The sequence below is a fragment of the Mucilaginibacter rubeus genome (genome assembly GCF_003286415.2).
Taxonomy (GTDB): Bacteria; Bacteroidota; Bacteroidia; order Sphingobacteriales; family Sphingobacteriaceae; genus Mucilaginibacter; species Mucilaginibacter rubeus_A.
This window is the reverse complement of the sequence record NZ_CP043450.1, coordinates 5,608,138-5,627,379: the sequence shown is the minus strand read 5'-3', so window position 1 is coordinate 5,627,379 and position 19,242 is coordinate 5,608,138. Positions and strand designations below refer to the sequence as shown.

17 protein-coding genes are annotated in these 19,242 nt (G+C 41.8%); 11 read left to right on the top strand and 6 right to left on the bottom strand.

The genetic code is table 11. From position 1 onward, the window contains the following. From DEO27_RS22445 to dcd, 3 genes are all read right to left on the bottom strand, one after another. Entirely contained in the window at positions 1-2,802 is a 2,802-nt protein-coding gene (locus DEO27_RS22445) for a hypothetical protein (protein ID WP_146749986.1), read from the bottom strand. 79 nt (positions 2,803-2,881) lie between these two features. Beyond that, positions 2,882-5,599: a TonB-dependent receptor plug domain-containing protein gene (locus tag DEO27_RS22440; RefSeq protein WP_112568812.1), complete on the bottom strand. Its 2,718-nt coding sequence runs from the start codon at positions 5,597-5,599 to the stop codon at positions 2,882-2,884. A gap of 128 nt (positions 5,600-5,727) precedes the next feature. After that, entirely contained in the window at positions 5,728-6,264 is a 537-nt protein-coding gene (gene dcd / locus DEO27_RS22435) for a dCTP deaminase (RefSeq protein ID WP_112568810.1), read from the bottom strand. 211 nt (positions 6,265-6,475) lie between these two features. Here dcd and DEO27_RS22430 point away from each other — a divergent pair, with 211 nt between their 5' ends. Genes DEO27_RS22430 through DEO27_RS22410 form a run of 5 tightly spaced genes read left to right on the top strand, consistent with a single transcriptional unit; the run spans position 6,476 to position 9,516 of the window. Continuing rightward, positions 6,476-7,117: a 4'-phosphopantetheinyl transferase family protein gene (locus tag DEO27_RS22430; RefSeq protein ID WP_112568808.1), complete on the top strand. Its 642-nt coding sequence runs from the start codon at positions 6,476-6,478 to the stop codon at positions 7,115-7,117. Continuing rightward, on the top strand, positions 7,117-7,872 hold the full coding sequence (gene lipB / locus DEO27_RS22425; RefSeq protein ID WP_112568805.1) for a lipoyl(octanoyl) transferase LipB: 756 nt from the start codon (positions 7,117-7,119) through the stop codon (positions 7,870-7,872). Before DEO27_RS22430 ends, lipB begins: the two co-directional genes overlap by 1 nt. Next, entirely contained in the window at positions 7,872-8,591 is a 720-nt protein-coding gene (locus DEO27_RS22420) for an SGNH/GDSL hydrolase family protein (RefSeq protein ID WP_223818024.1), read from the top strand. The genes lipB and DEO27_RS22420 overlap by 1 nt, the downstream gene beginning before the upstream one ends. 59 nt (positions 8,592-8,650) lie before the next feature. Beyond that, positions 8,651-9,058, top strand: a complete 408-nt coding sequence (locus tag DEO27_RS22415; RefSeq protein ID WP_112568803.1) for an antitoxin Xre/MbcA/ParS toxin-binding domain-containing protein — start codon at positions 8,651-8,653, stop codon at positions 9,056-9,058. Further along, entirely contained in the window at positions 9,055-9,516 is a 462-nt protein-coding gene (locus DEO27_RS22410) for an RES family NAD+ phosphorylase (protein WP_112568801.1), read from the top strand. Before DEO27_RS22415 ends, DEO27_RS22410 begins: the two co-directional genes overlap by 4 nt. 5 nt (positions 9,517-9,521) lie before the next feature. Here DEO27_RS22410 and DEO27_RS22405 read toward each other — a convergent pair whose 3' ends face one another. Then, a complete protein-coding gene (locus DEO27_RS22405) occupies positions 9,522-10,949 on the bottom strand; it encodes an L-serine ammonia-lyase (protein ID WP_112568799.1) in 1,428 nt (475 codons plus the stop codon). 77 nt (positions 10,950-11,026) lie between these two features. After that, complete coding sequence (locus tag DEO27_RS22400) at positions 11,027-11,770, bottom strand: RDD family protein (protein WP_112568797.1); 744 nt, start codon at positions 11,768-11,770, stop codon at positions 11,027-11,029. A 93-nt stretch (positions 11,771-11,863) separates the two neighbouring features. Here DEO27_RS22400 and DEO27_RS22395 point away from each other — a divergent pair, with 93 nt between their 5' ends. From DEO27_RS22395 to DEO27_RS22370, 6 genes are all read left to right on the top strand, one after another. Further along, positions 11,864-12,820, top strand: a complete 957-nt coding sequence (locus DEO27_RS22395; RefSeq protein WP_112568795.1) for a stage II sporulation protein M — start codon at positions 11,864-11,866, stop codon at positions 12,818-12,820. Beyond that, positions 12,820-13,773 carry a hypothetical protein gene (locus DEO27_RS22390; protein ID WP_112568793.1) on the top strand — a complete coding sequence of 318 codons (954 nt, stop codon included), beginning with the start codon at positions 12,820-12,822 and terminating at the stop codon, positions 13,771-13,773. Before DEO27_RS22395 ends, DEO27_RS22390 begins: the two co-directional genes overlap by 1 nt. Before the next feature lie 79 nt (positions 13,774-13,852). Then, positions 13,853-14,521, top strand: a complete 669-nt coding sequence (locus tag DEO27_RS22385; RefSeq protein ID WP_112568791.1) for a DUF4129 domain-containing protein — start codon at positions 13,853-13,855, stop codon at positions 14,519-14,521. Further along, complete coding sequence (locus tag DEO27_RS22380) at positions 14,518-15,696, top strand: DUF4350 domain-containing protein (RefSeq protein ID WP_112568789.1); 1,179 nt, start codon at positions 14,518-14,520, stop codon at positions 15,694-15,696. The genes DEO27_RS22385 and DEO27_RS22380 overlap by 4 nt, the downstream gene beginning before the upstream one ends. A gap of 2 nt (positions 15,697-15,698) precedes the next feature. Next, complete coding sequence (locus DEO27_RS22375; protein WP_112568787.1) at positions 15,699-16,676, top strand: AAA family ATPase; 978 nt, start codon at positions 15,699-15,701, stop codon at positions 16,674-16,676. 9 nt (positions 16,677-16,685) lie between these two features. Further along, positions 16,686-18,032: a DUF58 domain-containing protein gene (locus DEO27_RS22370; protein ID WP_112568785.1), complete on the top strand. Its 1,347-nt coding sequence runs from the start codon at positions 16,686-16,688 to the stop codon at positions 18,030-18,032. 209 nt (positions 18,033-18,241) lie between these two features. On the opposite strand, the gene DEO27_RS22365 is transcribed toward DEO27_RS22370, so the two are convergent. After that, positions 18,242-19,033, bottom strand: a complete 792-nt coding sequence (locus DEO27_RS22365; protein WP_112568783.1) for a mechanosensitive ion channel family protein — start codon at positions 19,031-19,033, stop codon at positions 18,242-18,244. Positions 19,034-19,242 lie beyond the last annotated feature (209 nt).

The following is a 19,242-nucleotide window of genomic DNA, read 5'->3' as shown; positions in this document are numbered from 1 at the left end:
CTATTCCACCTTATACCTGTAAACCTGTCTTCCTAAATTACCATTGGCATCAATGCCTTCAACAGTTACCCGGTAAATACCACGGGTATCGGCGTTGAAATAACTGAAGGATGCTTCGCCCGTTTCATTAGTAACAATGTTGGGCTCCCAGAAAATTGTGGTACGATAGTCAGGGATGTTTGTATTGACATTTGCGGCAGTATATTTAGGGGAGTAAAATGTACGGGCTTTATAAAAACCTTTAAACGGATAAGTTATGACGCCTGAAGATGAGCTGCTACCGGTTACATAATTATCTCCACCTTGTTTGGTGGTAATAGCAAGCGCACCTCCCGGAAATTCAGAACCAATGGCTACTGCATAGGAAGCTCCGCGTAAAACTTCTATGCTATAAACATCCGCCGCGCTAATACTATTCAAAACGCTGCCATCTAATACGGCGCCATTCAGGAGAATCGCCATTTTCTTATTGTCGCGGCTATTGATGGGATTCCCGTTTACATCAAATATTACCCCAAAAATCTGGTTTCTCAGACAGTCGGATAGTTTCGTGCATCCCACAAGTTTTTCGCCCATAATGACCTGATCTGGTGCAGGGCCTAATTTCCCTGCGGAGTAACCTCTATAGTTTGCTTTACTTGTTTTTGTTGAACGGATGTTAACCTCTTTTAATACTGTTGTATCTGTGCCGGCGTATCGTTTGGTGGTGATAACAAATTTGGGTTTAATACCTCCTGCACCAAATACAAGCTGCACGCTTTCTATTTCGTCGACGCTATAAAAAGCCAATTGTTGTTCATCGACGATAGTTCCATCTACAAGCATCGACGATGCAAATCCGTTTAATATGTCATTTTTATAAGTGCCACCTAATTCAATATGGGCCCGTGGTTCAGCTGTATATAACGCTGTCTTTAAGGATACGTCTTTTACAGCTCTTAATTTGGCCATATTTACATTGACTACTTGATTTGTTCCGTTTCTATTGAACTCGTTAGGAGCAGTAGCTTTTTTCCCTTTTATTACTACTTCTTTTAAGGCAACCCCATTTTTTAAAGAATCAGCTTTTTGCTGTTCTAAGTATTGAGCAAAGATTTGTTGAGGATTGCTGAATAATGCGATCTGATTACTAACCGAGGTTGTAGTTTTCTCAACTTTTGGATAATCGGTCTGTTTAACAAATATGGTTACATTTTTTCCATCGTTTTGTTTGCGGGCCTGAACCAGCAGGTGGGAAGTATCTGAAACATCAACATCTTCAAACTTAAAATCGCCATTCAGGTTGGTTACGGTATCTGCATAAAAATTTTCCCTGTTGCCCAGTAATGTAACCTTACCGTTGGGTATCGGTTTGCCACCCGGGGTTTGTAGCGCTCCTGCAAGGCTCAGTGACTTTTCGGCTTTAAAATCTGGTTGTTCCTGTTTTTCACTTAAAGTTTTTCGCCACTCAAAACCATGATAGCCCTGTGTAAGCATAAGCATATCCAGGTCGCTTTCGGTTTTATCAGTAATGTTATTAAAATAGTAATTGGGTTGTTCTATATAACCCTTAAGGTCGGATGTCAGGAGCAGGTTATTGAGTATGGTACTTTCGGCATTTTGATTAAAAGGAATACGGCTCTCGTTTATTACAGATACAGAAAAAGCGCCAATTACCGGCTTGCTGGCATTATTAGCGGCCTCCATAACCACAGATACTGCGTTTCGCGTCGCGAGTTTTTGAGCGGCTATATTCAACTTAAGTTTCAATGTGTCGTTGGCGCGTATAAATGCGATCCTTTCATTAAGTGGTTCTGCATCGGCGCCAAATAAGGTAAACTGGGCTATCCCTGATGGAAAGCGTTTCTTTTCAATCTTGAATGAATAACCGGGGTCTTCAAGTTTAAAAGAAGTAGTGTAATAAACCTTGCCTCCCGACTGACCAACCAGGTAGTAGTAAGCGTGCTGCTTTGTCCCGAGGGTTTTAGAAGATGCTGTTAATTTGATATTAATACTGTCAGTAAGCCGATTGTTCACTGTCATGGTAAAACCTTCATCGCCAGCTTTGGGAAGATCAACAGTAAAAGGAGGAATGCCGTCTGTTGTTATTTTCGCTTTATAGGTTTTACCTGCCTGTGGAAGCAACGCAAATATGCCCATACCGAGGTGAGTGGTTTCAAATTCAGCAACTTCGTTACCGTCGTTGTCGGTTATTGAGCCTTTGGCATCCCGCCCAAGTCCGTTTTGGCCAATTACTTTAACTGCTATTTTAGATCTTAGACCATTCACCAGGCTTCCACTTTCCGCAAAAAACTGAACGTCAGTTTTGTTTTCTGTAGCAGGCTGGTTTTGTGGTTGATTTGCTCCGAAAACAGGGCGGCCGTTTACCTGGATCCGCTGATCAAACATAGCTACAGTTCCCTGGTTTCGCATCCAGTTGGTGTATGCTCTCAGGCGATAGCTGCCGGCTTTATAATTGCCGGGCAACACAAAATCGCCCCAGGCCACACCGTTGGTGAGTTTTAGGTTAATCCGCCGGGCAACAGAATCTTTGGCATTAATAAGTTCAACATGTACCACGCCGCTTATATCTGATAATTGATGTTCGGCACCGGTTACCGTATAAACTTTAAACCAGATGGTATCGGTGATATTGTAAAATGGCTTATCTAAATGCAGATAAACTTTTTCAGTGGGTTTGTCGGTTAATTGTTTGTTTGATAGTGCAACGGCTTTTTTCAAAAAGCTGCTATCGGTTTGAGCAAATGATTTTAAGTTAAGCAGCAATAATACGAGTAAGGGGACTGCACGTAGATATTTCATAAGGTTTAGTAGGATTGTAAGTGTCCTGTATGACTCTAAAATATCACAAAGGATTAATAATATCCACTAAAAAATAATATTATTCTACCTTATATCTATAAACTTGCCTGCCTAAGTTACCATCGGCATCAATACCCTCAATTATTACACGATAGGTACCCTTAGCGTCGGCGTTGAAAAAGCTCATTGACGTATTACCATCTTTATCAGTTATCAAACCGGGCGACCAGTAAATGGTGCTTCTAAGATCCTGCATCTGCGCATTGGTTTTAGGATCATCATATTTAGGCGAATAAAATTCACGTGCTCTGTAATACCCTTTAGGTGCATAGGTGGCTATACCCGGAGCATATTTATTATAAACAGCATCTCCGCCGCCACGTTTGGTGGTTATAACTAAAACGCCGCCCGAACCTCTTGCTCCATAAATTGCTGTGGTACCAATTGTTCTTAATACTTCAACAGTAGCCACATCGCTTGGCGTAAGGTTATCCAGAAAATCCGATTCAACATACGCGCCGTCAAGTATAATTTGCATAGGCGTGTTTGGGCTCCGGGTTGAATATGGAATGCCGTTTCTGAATGTTACAAAGTTAAGCCGGCCCTGCAATACCTGCGAAAGCATGCCGCCGTATATCAGATCTTTACTGGTAAGGGTCTGATCGGCATTGCCGGCCCCATTAAGGTTCGCCGAGTTTTTGAATGGGTTTTCCCGTTTCTCTTTTATTACCACTTCTTTCAATACGATGGTATGGTTGCCTATGCCATATTTTACCTGCTCGTCATATAGTTTTTTACTGTTTAAAAGATAGGCCGATGCCCCGTCATTGATATTGATCTGGATATCGGGTGCGTTTTTATTTGGGCCAACAGCTTGCGGTGTTATCTTATCAAGGGTAATGTCGAGGTTTTTACGGTCTTTAGCGGTACGTGCCTGGATAACAAATTTGATGCTATCCCTGAAAACAAGGTCTTTAAAAGTAAACTTTCCTTCAGCATCGGCAACAGTATCAATAATAAAAGTGCCTCCAGCTGTCGAAAACAGGGTAACCTTACCGTTAGGTACCGGTTTGCCGCCAAAGGTTTTAAGGTGGCCGGTTACTTCAAGCGATTTCTCCGGCTTGAAAACTATCGGCGTAAATTTACCGGCAAGCAGTTGTTTCCATTCAAACCGGTGGTATCCCTGGGTAAGCATCAGGGCATCAAGATTAGCCTTGGTTTCATTGCTTACATTGGTAAAGTAATAGTTAGGCTTCTCGATATATCCCCTCAAATCGGAAGTGAGTAATAGTGTCGAAAATATCGAACTTTCGTTAGCCTCGTCGGTATTAACTTTCGACTCATCAATAACCGATGCCGAAAAACTGCCTATAACAGGTTTATCCTGGCTGATTTTAGCATTAAGGTTGATGGTTACTTTTTCGCGCGGTTTGTAGCTTTGTTTTTCTGATGTAACGGCAAGCTTAAGCTGGTCGGGGTTTTGAATAAAAACAAGGCGTTCATTCAATGGTTCGCCGGTTGCTGAAAATAAGGTAAACTGTACTATACCCGATGGGAATTTATCTTTTGGAATGGCTGCCGAAAAGGACGTTGCCCCATCCTTGCTTTTCCCAGCATAACAAAGCTCTCCGCCCGATTGTGCTATAAGCGTTAAGCCCGACAAGGATGCTGTCCCGTTTGCTGCATTTTTACCCGGAATGATAGACACAAATACTTTATCATCGCGCATGCTGTTAACGCTTAATACATAGCCATTGTCAACTGCTTTAGGCAAATCAAAAATACCCTCCGAGCCATCGGCATAGGTAATATGCGCTTTGTATGTTTTGCCGCTTTCGGGTTCGAAATTTGCGGTACCCATGCCAAAATGACTCTCGCCCAGCGCCGAGATCTGGTTATTTTGATCGTCGGCGATATAGCCTTTAATATCAACGCCCAAGCCATCGGCACCAACGGCTTTAAAAGCTACCTTTTCAAAAATGCCGTTAATTAAATTTCCACTCTCCGGAAAAAACTGTACATCAACTTTGTTAGATAATGTTTTGATAGGTACGGCTTTCGTAACGGTACGCTTATCGTCAAGTTTAACTTCGGTATTGATGTGCCCGGTTGTGATAGCAACTGGTGAGTTATTGGTAAAACTGGCGGTAAGGTTGCCTTTATCGTCGGTTACGCCTTTTCCTTTGGCGATAGATTTGCCATTTATTTCAGCCTCATAACTTACAGGTTTATTAACGTATGGTATACCGTTTAGGTCAGTATAAGTAATTACGGCCGTTACCTTTTGTTTACCGTTTAATGTGCTGTAGTTATAGGCGGTTTTGGTAAATACTTTATTGCTAATGCCGTTTACTACAGCTATGGTTTTATCAAAGAAATAAGCCTCACCCTGGTTACGCATCCAGTTGGTGTAGGCGCGGATCCGGTAATTACCTTCAGACATGCTATCTGCCAATGCAAAATCGCCCGCCGCTAAGCCTGCTGTTAAAGGGAGTTTAAGGCTGCGTTTTACCGAGTCATTATCGTCAATCAGGTCAACATTCAGGGTTTCGCTGTAAGCCGAAAGTTTATGCTCACTGCCAATGGTAACATAGGCTTTAAACCAGATGTCTTCACCAATGGCATAAGAGGGTTTATCAAAGTGCAGGTAAACTTTCTCTTGAGGATACTCGGCCCGCCATTTATCAAGCTGGGCGACGATTTTTGTTACCAGTTCATCGTCGGGTTTTATAAAAGCTAAAGTAGTACCAACAAGTAAGATGATAAGGGTTCCAACCGATAGGCGTTTGAAGTTCATAGGTAGTAAAATGTTGACTACCAAGATACGCAAAAAGTACTAAGTCTGAAGTTCTTGGTCTTAAGTCAAAAGTCTTGCTTTATGCTCATGACTTAAGACTTTCGACTTGAGACTTTGGGCTTAAAAAACTACCATTTATTCTTCCACATCATACTTTCAACCGGGCGGGTAGTCGGGTTGTTGTATTTGGCGTTGGCTTTACTGTTATATAAAGTTTCAATTTCGCCTTCAACCACAAAATAAATAAGCTGACCGATTGGCATGCCCGGATAAATTCGTACCGGCTGAGCGCATGAAATTTCAAGTGTCCAGGTATTGCAGAAACCAACATCGCCCTTGCCAGCGGTTGCATGGATATCAATACCTAAACGCCCGGTACTTGATTTGCCTTCCAAAAACGGCACATGACGGTGGGTTTCGGTGTACTCCATGGTTACGCCCAGGTAAAGTGTATTTGGCTGAAGCACAAAGCCATCTTTAGGAATTTCAAAACCATCAATCTCGTTATGAACTTTAGCATCGAGCACCCTGTTACGGTAAGTAGCTAAATATTTACCCAAATGCACATCGTACGAGTTGGTACCGAGGTACTCGCGGTTAAATGGTTCAATAATAATATGGCCTTGTTCAATTTCTTCGAGGATGCGCTTATCAGATAGTATCATACGGGCAGGTTATTGCTGCCGCTAAATTATAAAAATTAGCCCAATTGCCTCCGGCTTTTGTGAACAATATGGGAAAGCGAAATGCGTTGATATAGCGCTAAAACTACTCCCAAACCACATATATGTCAGTTGATTATGAATATGTAGTTGCAGTTATACAATTTAATATTTTTTGACATATGTTTGCATCCTATTTTGCAATTTTACTTTTATGGCGATAGCATACAGGCAGCGTATTGATGATGATACCGAGTTTGCACTCTGGCGTATCGAAGAGGAGGCTACAGACCTGTACAGCCAGTTACAACTTAACCAGCAGGAGAAAGATTTTGTGGAGAGCCTGAGCAATGGCAAGCGCCACCTGCACTGGCTGGGTACCCGTGTACTGCTGCGTAAAATGCTTCGCACCGACGAGTATATCGACTGTAAGGTTGATGAACATGGTAAACCTTACCTGGTAAACCTGCCTTATCATATCTCCTTAAGTCATTCTTTTGATTATGCCGCTGTAATGATCAGCAAAACGCATAAGGTTGGAATTGATATTGAACAGATAAAGCAAAAGGTTGAACGTATTGCCAATAAGTTTATGCGCAAACAAGAGCTGGCCTTTATAGGCGGCAGGCAAAAAATAGAACAGTTATATGTTTGCTGGTGCGCCAAAGAGGCTGTTTATAAATGCAACGGACAAAAAGAAGTTTCTTTTGCCGACAACATTCTCCTGGAGCCGTTTCAGTTTGAACACCACGGGGTGGTAAATGCACAATTGCATAAAAAAAATAATGTTATCGATTATACTGTAGGCTATATGCAGTATGAAGATTATATGATAGGCTACGTAAAGGGCGAGTGATGAAAAACAAAAAAGTATTTTTTCAGGACTGGGGCCTGATCGACTACCAGCAAGCCTGGGATAAACAGGAATCTATTTTTAGCGAAACGGTTAAAACCAAAATTGAAAACCGTAACCGCGAAACGGCCTACGAAGCAGCAGCTAAAGATGGAGGTGCCGGCGTAGCTTACGATACTATTGAGGCCGATGAAACTTTCAACTACCTGGTATTTTGTGAGCATCCGCACGTATATACTTTAGGCAAAAGCGGTAAGCCTGAACATTTACTGTTAGATGAGGAAGGCCTGAAAGAAAAACACGCCGTTTACTATCCGATAAACCGCGGTGGCGATATTACCTACCATGGTCCGGGTCAAATTGTATCATACCCAATCCTCGATCTCGACAATTTTTTTACCGACATTCACCTGTATTTGCGTACGCTGGAAGAAGCGGTGATCCTGACCCTGGCTGATTTTGGTTTAAATGCTGGCCGGTATGAAGGATATACCGGTGTTTGGTTTGACGCCGATAATGAAAAAGCCCGTAAAATATGTGCCATGGGTGTACGCTGCAGCCGTTGGGTAACCATGCATGGCCTCGCTTTAAATGTAAATACCGATCTTAGCTATTTTAAAAACATAGTGCCCTGCGGCATCGACGATAAGGCAGTAACTTCTATGCAGCAGGAACTTGGGCAAGACGTTGATATTAATGAAGTTAAAAAAAACCTGAAACATCATATTTCCGTACTTTTTGGTATGGAGATATTATAATGAGGGGAGTAATTTTAAGTTTATTTACAGCGTTCACTTTATCGGCTTGTGCAGGGAAAAATATGCCTGCGCCGGTTAGTTATAATCCCCCGTCAAAACCAGTTACAGTGATACAGGATACCTTAACATACCTTGCCCTCGGCGACTCATATACTATTGGGCAGTCTGTTCCTATTGATCAGGCTTTTCCCAACCAATTGGCTAACCAGCTGCAAGGTTTTAAAGTAAATGCCCCGACTATCATCGCCCGAACCGGTTGGACAACCGATCAATTGATTGAGGCTATTGATAAAAGTGATGTTAAAAGCAATACATATGATGTGGTTACCCTGCTGATAGGTGTTAACGATCAATACGGCGGATTGAGCCAGGAAAACTATCGCGTTAAGTTTGAACAGGTTTTAAACACTGCTATCAAATTTGCAGGCGGTATCAGGGAACATGTGTTTGTACTATCAATCCCTGACTATGGTGTTACACCTTTTGCCCATGGTAATGATGCAGTGATAGGTCCCGAGATAGATCAGTTTAACGACATTAACCGAGAAATAAGTAGTAATGCCAAAGTCAATTACGTTGAGATAACCGGTATATCCAAATTGGCAGCACATGACCTTTCTCTATTGGCCGATGACGGGTTACACCCCTCCGGTAAAATGTATGGGATGTGGGTGGATAAGTTGAAGGTAGATGTGGGGGCTGTTTTTGCTAAGAAGTAAATTGGTTTTGTATTTTATTGACAATTGTCGTAAATTTATAGTCAATTTACAAAGAAGTTATGAGCACTCCAAAACCCTATAAATTTCTTGATGATGATGAGGTTAATTTAACCTCGATGGTGAGGGAGGGGATTTCATTTCCTTACCTTACTAAATTATCAAATTATATCCATTTTAACATAGATGACTGGGCTTCGTACCTACATCTTTCCGAACGTACAATTCAGCGCTACAAAAAAGAAAATAAAACTTTTGACCCCATCTATTCTGAAAAGATAGTGATGATCGAGTTACTTTATAAAAAAGGCATAGAGGTTTTTGGCGATGAAAACAAGTTTTATGCCTGGATGGATTACCAAAGTATACCCCTGGGTGGAGTAAAGCCTAAAGAACTTTTGGATACAGCCTTTGGTATCAACATGATTCGCGATGAATTAGGGCGGATCGAACATGGTATACTTGCATGATCGTTTATCGTTTAAGTAAACAGGCTTACATTAATGATTTAAGTGGCAGAGGGGCCGAACTAAACGGCGGTCGATGGAACAGTAAGGGAACCGCTGTAGTTTACACTTCTTCATCACGTGCATTGGCTGTACTTGAAGTTGCGGTACATACACCACTTGGGTTAATGCCCGCTGATTATTTTATGGTAACTATTGAATTGCCTGATAATTCAGAAGTTTTTAAGCCCGCTGCTGATCAATTACCAGAAAAATGGAACAGTAACCCATTGATAAAAGCAACACAACAACTTGGGGACAGCTTTGTAAAAGCTAACAAGTATTTGGTAATGCAGGTACCATCGGCTACTGTTGCCGGCGATTTTAATTACTTACTAAATCCTTTGCACATCGATTTTAAATCAGTAAAAATTACAGCTACAGGTTTTTTTCAATTTGATTCAAGGCTGTTTAAAAAGTAAATCCTCTAACACTCCGGCAAACTAATAGGAATATTAATTGCCAACCCGCCGTCACTCGTTTCCTTGTATTTCGAGTTCATATCCAATGCGGTTTGCCACATGGTTTTTACCACGGCATCAAGACTTACCTTAGCTTTTTCAGGATTGCTTTGAAGGGCGAGCTGCGAAGCTGTTATCGCTTTGATGGCGCCCATGGTATTACGTTCGATGCAGGGCACCTGTACCAATCCGCCTATAGGATCACAGGTGAGGCCGAGGTGGTGTTCCATGGCTATCTCTGCTGCCATCAATACCTGGCGTTGGGTACCGCCCATACATTCGGTTAACGCTGCCGCTGCCATGGCTGATGATACACCGATTTCGGCCTGGCAGCCGCCCATAGCTGCTGATATGGTAGCACCTTTTTTGAAAATACTACCGATCTCGCTGGCCGTAAACAAAAAGTTGATGATCTTTTGTTCGGTATTGCCTTCGCAAAAAGCAATGTAATATTGCAGTACAGCAGGGATTACGCCTGCAGCACCGTTTGTTGGTGCGGTTACTACACGACCAAATGAAGCGTTCTCTTCATTAACGGCCAATGCAAAGCAACTCACCCAGTCTAATGTATTTTTGAAGCTGTCGCCTGTGTTTCTGATGGCTGCTACCCACTCATCGTAATTGCTGTATTTATTATTGCCGATGAGCCTGGCGTTTAGTTTAGCGGCACGCCTTGCCACATTTAATCCGCCGGGAAGTTGACCGGTGGTATGGCAGCCGCGATAAATGCATTCTTTTAATGCCCTGAAAATATTCAACGCACCTGTACGGGTTTCCTGTTCGCTGCGCCAGGCCAGCTCGTTTTCGGCCACAACCTCCGAGATGCGCAGCCCGGTTTTGATGCACCAATGGAGCAAGTCGGAAGCGGTGTCAATAGGGAAGGGGAGATCTACCTCAGCTTTAGCCGGGCCGGATGCTCCATCTTTCACTACAAAACCACCACCTATGGAGTAATAAGTTTCTGACACAGCCTTGCCATTACTCAAAAATGCCTGGAAGGTTACCGCGTTGGGATGATAAGGCAAGCTTTCATTGAACAGGAACAGCAAATCATCTTCGGCATAAAAACTTATAGGTAATACACCGCCAAGTATCAATTGATGTGAGCTTTTGATGTGCGCAATTTTAGGCGTTACCTGGTCTACCTCAAAAGTAACCGGGTCATCGCCGCTCAGGCCAAGCAATATGGCTATATCGGTACCGTGCCCCACGCCGGTTTTGGCTAAGGAACCGTATAATAATATCTTAACCTGCTGCACCAGCGGCAATACCCCTTGTTGCTCAAGCGACTGTACAAACTGTTGAGCGGCACGCCATGGGCCAAGCGTATGTGAGCTTGACGGGCCTATGCCAATCTTAAACATATCAAAAACCGAAATCTGTTCTCTTTGCATCAGTGTCAAAGATACTACAGTTAGTGTTATGAAAGAATAAAGTATATACTGTTACAAATAAGTATTTTGAGATAGGGTTAAATAAGTTGCGGGCTAACGTTTAACACATAATAATTGTGATCTTTCAAAACAGCAACTAAAAATTTGTACGAAGTGAGGTCGGGAGGAATAGTTATATCAAGTTGTTTGCATATGCGTTCGGCCATGCGGTCAACAAAAATAACGTCGGCGGTTTTATTAAAATGATTAAGCACTTCATGTATCAATGATATATCTGAGTCGGCAAGCATTACCGCTTCCGGAATTACCGGTTGATAATCTTCCTCTATATGCACAAAGTTCAATGTATCAATGCTGGTGCGCGTTTTTGTGCGTACCAGGGTTGTGTTCGCTACTATATCGCCAATGCGCTGCTTATTTTCGGTAACGGCAACAGATATGATCGCGCCAATTTGTAGTGTTAACCCAAAATCAATCAATCTGAAAATATAGCGTAACAGATATTGTCCTAAGCGCGGGCGGCCCCCATCAAGGCTTATTACCTTAATTTTCATAATGTACTTGCCTAAGCTTTGTCCGTTGAACAATAGCTCGGTAATGATGTCATAAAAGCCATAAAAAATCAAAAATAATATTTGCGGCAGCGTGAAACTATAAAATACAGAGGGATGATAACTTGATCCGTTTGTCCATATATAAATCAGATATACAGCAAGGTACAGCGCATAATCTATCAGGCGGGCCAGTATCCGTTCGCCAAGACCTGCTACCTCATAATCGATATCAATATTTTGTGCTGTTTTTATCGCTATTGTTTGCATACCTAACAAATATAAGTTTCAGTAATTAAATTAAATTGATTGCCAATTACTTTTTTGTTGTTATTTTAAACAAAAAATTATACCTGCAATTTAATGAGAGAGGCTTTATTTATTAAGCAGCGAACCGGGAAGTGGAAAGAGTTTGAAAACATCCCCACTAACGATCCGGATGTTTTAGCAGAGCAGTTTATTATAATTACCGACGACCTTGCCTACTCTAAAACCTTTTATCCAAACTCAGGTACAACCAAGTACCTAAACGGCTTGGCTGCACGTTTTCACCAATCCATATATAAAAGTAAAAAAGAAAGCAGGAACCGTTTTGTTCAGTTTTGGATGCTGGAGTTGCCCCTGGTATTTGCAAAGTACCGTAAGCAGCTGCTTATCTCGTTTGTTTTTTTTATCACCTTTTGCCTGATAGGTGCTTTATCCGCAAAATATGATAATACGTTTGTAAACATGATCATGGGCGATGGTTATGTGAACATGACCAATGAAAATATAGCCAAAGGCGATCCTTTTGGGGTTTATAAGGATCAGGATCCTTTTTTAATGTTTGTTCAGATAGCCGAAAATAACCTGTTTATAACCGTGTTAACCTTTGTAGCCGGTATGTTCTTTTCTGTTGGTACGCTATTTCTGCTACTGAAAAACGGGATCATGCTGGGCTCATTTCAGTATTTTTTTATAAGTAAAGGACTCGGCCTGCAGTCGATACTGGTAATATGGATCCACGGTACCCTTGAAATATCCTGTATCATTATTGCAGGAGCAGCAGGCCTTATATTAGGAAACAGCATTATTTTCCCAAAAACGTACAGCCGTTTGGTTTCATTAAAAAGAGGGGCTGTTGATGGCCTTAAGATCACGATGGGTATATTGCCTATTATTGTAATGGCAGCTATATTTGAGAGTTTTGTAACCAGACATACAGAAATGCCTAAATGGCTTAGCTGTTTTATAATGATTGCATCTCTTGTATTTATTGTTACCTATGTTGTAATTTACCCCTTATATTTAAACCGCAAACTAAACCGTCACAATAATTAATGATCCCGAAAATTACATTAAGGCAGTCGCGTGATTTTGGCGAAATTATCAATGATGCCATAGTTTTTATCATCCAAAACTGGAAAGGACTATTAAAAGCATATGCCATATTATGTGGTTTTTTTATAGCCGGAAATATACTGTTCTCTATTTTACTTCAGTTTAAGGTAATTAATACACATAAAGAATCATTAGGCGGAAGTGGTTCATACATCAGGAGCCCGTTTGGTATCGAATATTTTATGGTAATGATATTCGGCTTCCTGAATGTTATCGCATCAACTTTAACGGTATCCAGTTTCGTAGTTATCTATAACCAGAAAAAGGGCGAATTGCCAACCGTGCATGAAGTGTGGGGTTATTTCAAATATTATTTCTGGCGGGTATCCGGCTCCATGTTGCTGTTGTTTCTGATGGCAATTCCTACTGTAATTATATGTGTGTTACCTGCCGCCGCTATGAGCCTCGTAAGCCCGGTAGCCGCGGGTTTTACCGGCCTGATATGTGTAATGGTGCCTATGTGCTATTTTATGACCGTATTAAGCCTGTTTTTCCCTATCATGATTGGCGAAAATTCAAGCTTTGGCCGCACATTTGGAAAATGCTTTAAGCTTATAAAAAAGAAATGGTGGAGCACCTTCGGGGTGATTTTTGTTATTATTATCCTGGTGTACACCGTTTATTTGCTCTTTGCTATTCCTTCCTTTATCATCTCGGGCGGAACGTTAACGTTTTTACCATATAATGTATCATCTGTTGTGGTGATTATTTATTGCATTTGTATGAGCGTTGTACAAATAGTAAATATTGTGCCGGTTACCGGCTTGATGGTAGCTTATTATAGTTATGTAGAAGATAAAGAAAGCATTGGCTTGATGGAACGTATCATGACGCCCCTAACTTCGGATAAGGACGATGATGGTGAAGCGACTAAGCTAAAAGAAGAGTATTGATATGCGCCGCCTTTTTTTAGCCTTAACGTTTATTATTTTTTCAGTCGTCTGTTGTTTTGCTGATGACAACGGAAAAAAGATGCCGGAAAAGAAATCCCCTCCGGCTGTATTGAAGATTGACACCACACAATTGTCGGCACCGCGAAGCTTTGATGAGAAGAAAATCCGCAACTATCTCAAGGATCAGGAATTTGTATATAACAAGGACGATTTGCCGGGCGAAACACTTTGGAATCGGTTCTGGAGATGGTTTTGGCAAATGATTGACCGCAAGTTGTTTGCAGCTGCCGGATCGCGAAGGTTTTATTTTTACCTTGAAGTAGCTATCGGTGTTGTATTCGTATTGTTTATACTTTATAAGGTAACCGGCATCAACGCCATATCGGTTTTCAGAGGCAAAGCGCGTGATATCCCTTTTACCTATTCCGAATCAATAGAAAATATTCATGAAGTAAACTTTGATGCCAAAATTGAAAAGGCTATTGCCGGGCATAATTATCGCCTTGCAGTGAGGCTGTTGTACTTGTATAGTTTAAAGCAGCTTAATGATGCCGGGATCATTAACTGGGAGGTGGGTAAAACTAATATGGCGTATCTTAATGAATTACCCGAGGGGGAAAGAAAGCGGCTCTTCAGAATACTTACCAGGCAGTTTGAATATATATGGTACGGCGATTTTCGGGTAGATAGCACGTCGTTTACCGAAATAGATACCCTTTTTAAGCAGTTTAAACAAAACTTAGGATGAGGGATTTTAAAGCGTACATATTTATTGCTTCATTGATATTGGTGATTTACCTGGTGGCCCAATATCAGCAACCGCAACCTATTGATTGGACACCCTCTTATTTAAAAGAGGCTAAGATTCCATTAGGTAGCAAAATACTATACGATCGCTTACCTGATATTTTTCCTGGTGCTAAGGTGAAAAACTACCGTGAGCCCATGTATAATGTGCTTCATGATCATAAGGTAACTAATGCAACTTATATCATTATCTCCAATTACGCGGCTATCACAACGCCCGATTTTGATAAGATGATCCCTTTTATTAAACAGGGGAACGATGTTTTTATCTCATCTACATCTTTTGGGGATACACTATCCAATAAATTTAAATTGGAAACGAATATCAATTATGAGGTAAGGGAACAGCCCGATACCCTTCATTTTACTAACAGCGCTCTCGATCCTCATAAAGAATATATTATAGAGAAAGACCTTCGCGGAGAATATTTTAGTGCTTTTGATACAGCAAAGGCAATTTCGCTGGTGCAGAATGCGCGCAATCAAAGCACCGTCTTAAAATTCAATATGGGAAAGGGGGCTTTGTATTTAAGTACCGACCCTAATCTTTTTACCAATTACAGCCTTTTGAAGCCCGACGGCGCTGAGTTTGCTGCCAAAGCATTATCATACCTTAAAAACAATAAAACCATTATCTGGGACGAATATTATAACATCGGCCGCGATGGTGAAGAATCGGAATTCAGGGTGCTTTTTGCTAAGGAACCATTACGCTGGGCTTACTTCATTTCGCTCATAAGTGTTATTGTGTATGTACTTTACCAGATGAAACGCCGCCAGCGTATCATACCCGTTATTACACCGCTTGAAAACAGTACCCTGGGTTTTGTGACTGTAGTAGGGCAGGTTTATTATGAGCGCCGCGACAACAGTAATATAGCCCAAAAGAAGGTAGCCTATTTGCTTGAATACATCAGGCAGAAATACAGGCTGCAAACCAATAAAATTGATCAGGAATTTACGGCAACACTGGCCAGCCGTGCCGATATGGATATCGAAGAAACGCGCGAAATGGTTGGTGTTATCAATTATATCTTAAGCCAGGCCCCTATCTCTGATCAGGAACTTATTAAAGCAAACCACCTTATTGAACAATTTTATATACGATCCAGGTAAATATGGAAAATGAATTTTTTGAACAACGTACCGATCTGAGCAAGCTTAGCGCTGCGGTAGAACAGATAAAAGCTACACTCGGTACTATCATAGTCGGGCAGCATGAATCTATCGACCTGCTTATCGCAGGCATTCTGGCCGATGGTCATATACTTATTGAAGGTGTTCCGGGAGTGGCTAAAACACTTACCGCAAAACTTATCGCCAAAGCTATCGATGCCCAATACTCGCGCGTTCAGTTTACGCCCGATCTTATGCCATCAGATATTTTGGGAACATCGATATTCAACCCCAAAACCTCTGAGTTTGAATTTAAACGCGGACCGGTTTTTGGTAATATTATCCTGATAGATGAAATTAACCGTGCTCCTGCTAAAACCCAATCGGCACTATTTGAGGTGATGGAAGAGCGGCAGATAACTATCGACGGGCATCAATACAAGATGGAAGAACCATTTACGGTGTTGGCTACACAGAACCCGGTTGAGCACGAAGGTACTTATCGCCTGCCTGAAGCGCAGTTAGACAGGTTTTTGTTCAAAATAGAGGTGAAATACCCAACGCTTGAAGAGGAAATAGCTATTGTGACCCAACAGCACCAGCAAAGAACTGCCGATCAGCTGAGCCACATAGCGCCTGTATTATCGGCCGTTGATATTAATGAACTGAGGAAGCAGGTGAGGGCTTTACATGTTGAGGATAAACTGATAGAGTTTACCGCCAAAGTAATTCACGAAACCCGCAACAATAAATCGTTGCAACTTGGCGGCTCGCCACGCGCTTCATTAGCTATTATTAATGCGGCTAAAGCTATGGCCGCAATCAATGGGCGAGATTTTGTTACCCCCGATGATATTATTTACGTAGTACCGCCGGTGTTAAGACACCGTATTATGCTCACCCCCGATAGGGAAATGGAGGGTATAACCCCTGATATTGTTATAGCCCAGATGATTCAGAAAATTGAAGTGCCACGCTAACCCAGGGTTGTGAAAAAACTGTTTGGTTTAATTTATAAAAACCTGTTTTTAACCGGTAGGCTATTTACCGGACTTGGGGTGTGCGCGCTTCTGTTTTTGCTCGAATTCTTTTTTCCATGGCTTGGTGTTATCCCAGAGTTGTTTTTCTGGGTGCTGATCATCCTGTTAGCGATTGATTTGTTGATGCTGCTGAAAACAAGCAAAGGGGTATTCGCAAGGCGGATTACTCCCGAAAGATTGAGCAACAGCGATGAGAATGAGTTGAGCATTTATATCGAAAATCGTTATGCTTTTAATATAAACGTGAGCATTATTGATGAGATCCCTGTTCAGTTTCAAAAGCGCGATGTCTGGTTTGAAACTGCTTTGAAACCCAACGAGCGTAAACAGATCAATTATATGCTGAGGCCTACCCGCCGCGGCGAATATGAGTTTGGCTGGATCCGTGTTTTTGTAAAATCGGCCCTGGGTTTGATTGAACGGCGGTATAATTTTGAACAGACAGAAATACTGGCCGTTTATCCATCTTTTTTACAGATGCGCAAATATGAGCTCATGGCCATTTCAAACCGGCTGACGGATATCGGCATAAAAAAAATCAGGCGTATCGGCCATAGTCTTGAATTTGAACAGGTAAAAAACTATGTGGCCGGCGACGATTATCGCACCATTAACTGGAAAGCCACAGCCCGCCAGGGAAACCTGATGGTGAACTCCTTTGTTGACGAAAAAGCGCAGCATGTATATTGTATAATTGATAAGTCGCGGGCAATGAAAATGCCATTTGAGGGGATGAGTTTGCTTGATTATGCTATTAACGCCAGCCTGGTCTTATCAAACGTTGCCCTGTTAAAGGAGGACAAAGCCGGATTAATCACCGTAGCGGAAAAGATTGGCGCAGTTGTACCCTCGGATAGTAAATACACCCAGCTGAATAAAATACTGGAGGTGTTGTACAAAGAGAAAACCGATTTTTTAGAAACTAATCTTGAAGCGCTTTACGTCACAGCCCGCAGGGTTATCAAGCAACGGAGCCTGATAGTTTTCTTTACCAATTATGAAAGCCTCTCGGCCTTGCAAAGGCAGCTGCCCTTTTTAAAACGAATAGCCAAATTTCACTTGCTGCTGGTTGTGTTTTTTGAGAATACAGAACTACGTGCCTTGAGCGAACAACCTGCAAGCAATGTTGAAGGTATCTACATAAAAACCATAGCCGAAAAATTTGCCTACGATAAAAAGCTAATGGTAAAAGAACTGGCCAGCCACGGCATTCAATCCATATTGACAACTCCTCAAAATCTTACCATCAATACGGTGAACCGCTACCTGGAAATAAAAGCAAAGCAGAAACTCTGAGAATTGTAGAGTCAAGAAGTCAAGATTCAAGAGCCAAGAGGAAAAGAGTCAGGAAGTCGAGATTCAAGAATCAAGATGAGAACCGTAATAAACAAGAAGGCCCAAAGAGAATTTTCTTTTTGGGCTTTCTTGTTTCTCGAATCTCGACTTCCTGATTCTATGCAATTATTTCTTGTTTCTTGGATCTTGACTTCCTGATTCTCCGACGCCTAAAACCCTGGCTTCGGGAAATTGATACCGCCTGCTGCAAGTTCTTTAAGCATTTGCTCCTGCAGGTTGATCTTGGCGTTAAGGAAATTAGCCGGATCAACCCAAACGTTGATGGTAAACCTTACACAATCATTGTCAAGGCTGATAACACCTACGCGTGCGGCAGGTTCATGAAGGATATCTTTACTCGCGTTTACAACATGGGTCATGATAGCCTTTGCCTTCTCCATATCATTACTGTAACCCACACGCATTTCAAAATCCAGGCGGCGGCGACCTTCGCGGGTTACGTTGACAATAACTTCATTAAAAAGTTTTCCGTTGGGAATAATGACAGTTTTGTTATCAGCAGTGATCAATACGGTATAAAACATTTGTATGGATACCACCCGGCCATCCTGTCCCTGGGCTACAATGCTGTCTTCAAGTTCGAAAGGTTTTAACAACAGGATAAGTACACCACCGGCAAAGTTTTGAAAGGTACCCGATAAGGCTAAACCCGCCGCTACCGAAAATGCACCGATGATGGTGGTGAAAATGCTCATCTCCAGCCCTATGATGTTCATTACCCAGATAATAAGTAAAACATATAATGCTGTAATGGTTAAGCTTAGGAAAAATGGTTGTAACGACGAATGGATGCCGCGCTTCATCATGCGCAAACGAAGCCTCGCACGCAAAAACTTAATAAACCATAAACCAATAAAAAATATGATTAGTCCACCTACATAATTAGGGCCGCGGTTAATGAGCCAATGGTGGAACTGTGTGTAAAATTCGTCCAGTTTCATAACTGGGCGCAAAGTTAATAATTATCTGTTAACTGTACAGGGAAACGAAGAGCTCGGGGCCCTTGAATAACACCCATTCAACCAGGGTGCTTTGTATTTGTTTAGTTTTTTGAGATAGACGTTTCATGACCTGCATTATTCAAATCCTGTGCCTGATTTGGGCTGTATCAGATTTGTTATGCAAATTTATGCTTTTGCTGAAGCGCAAA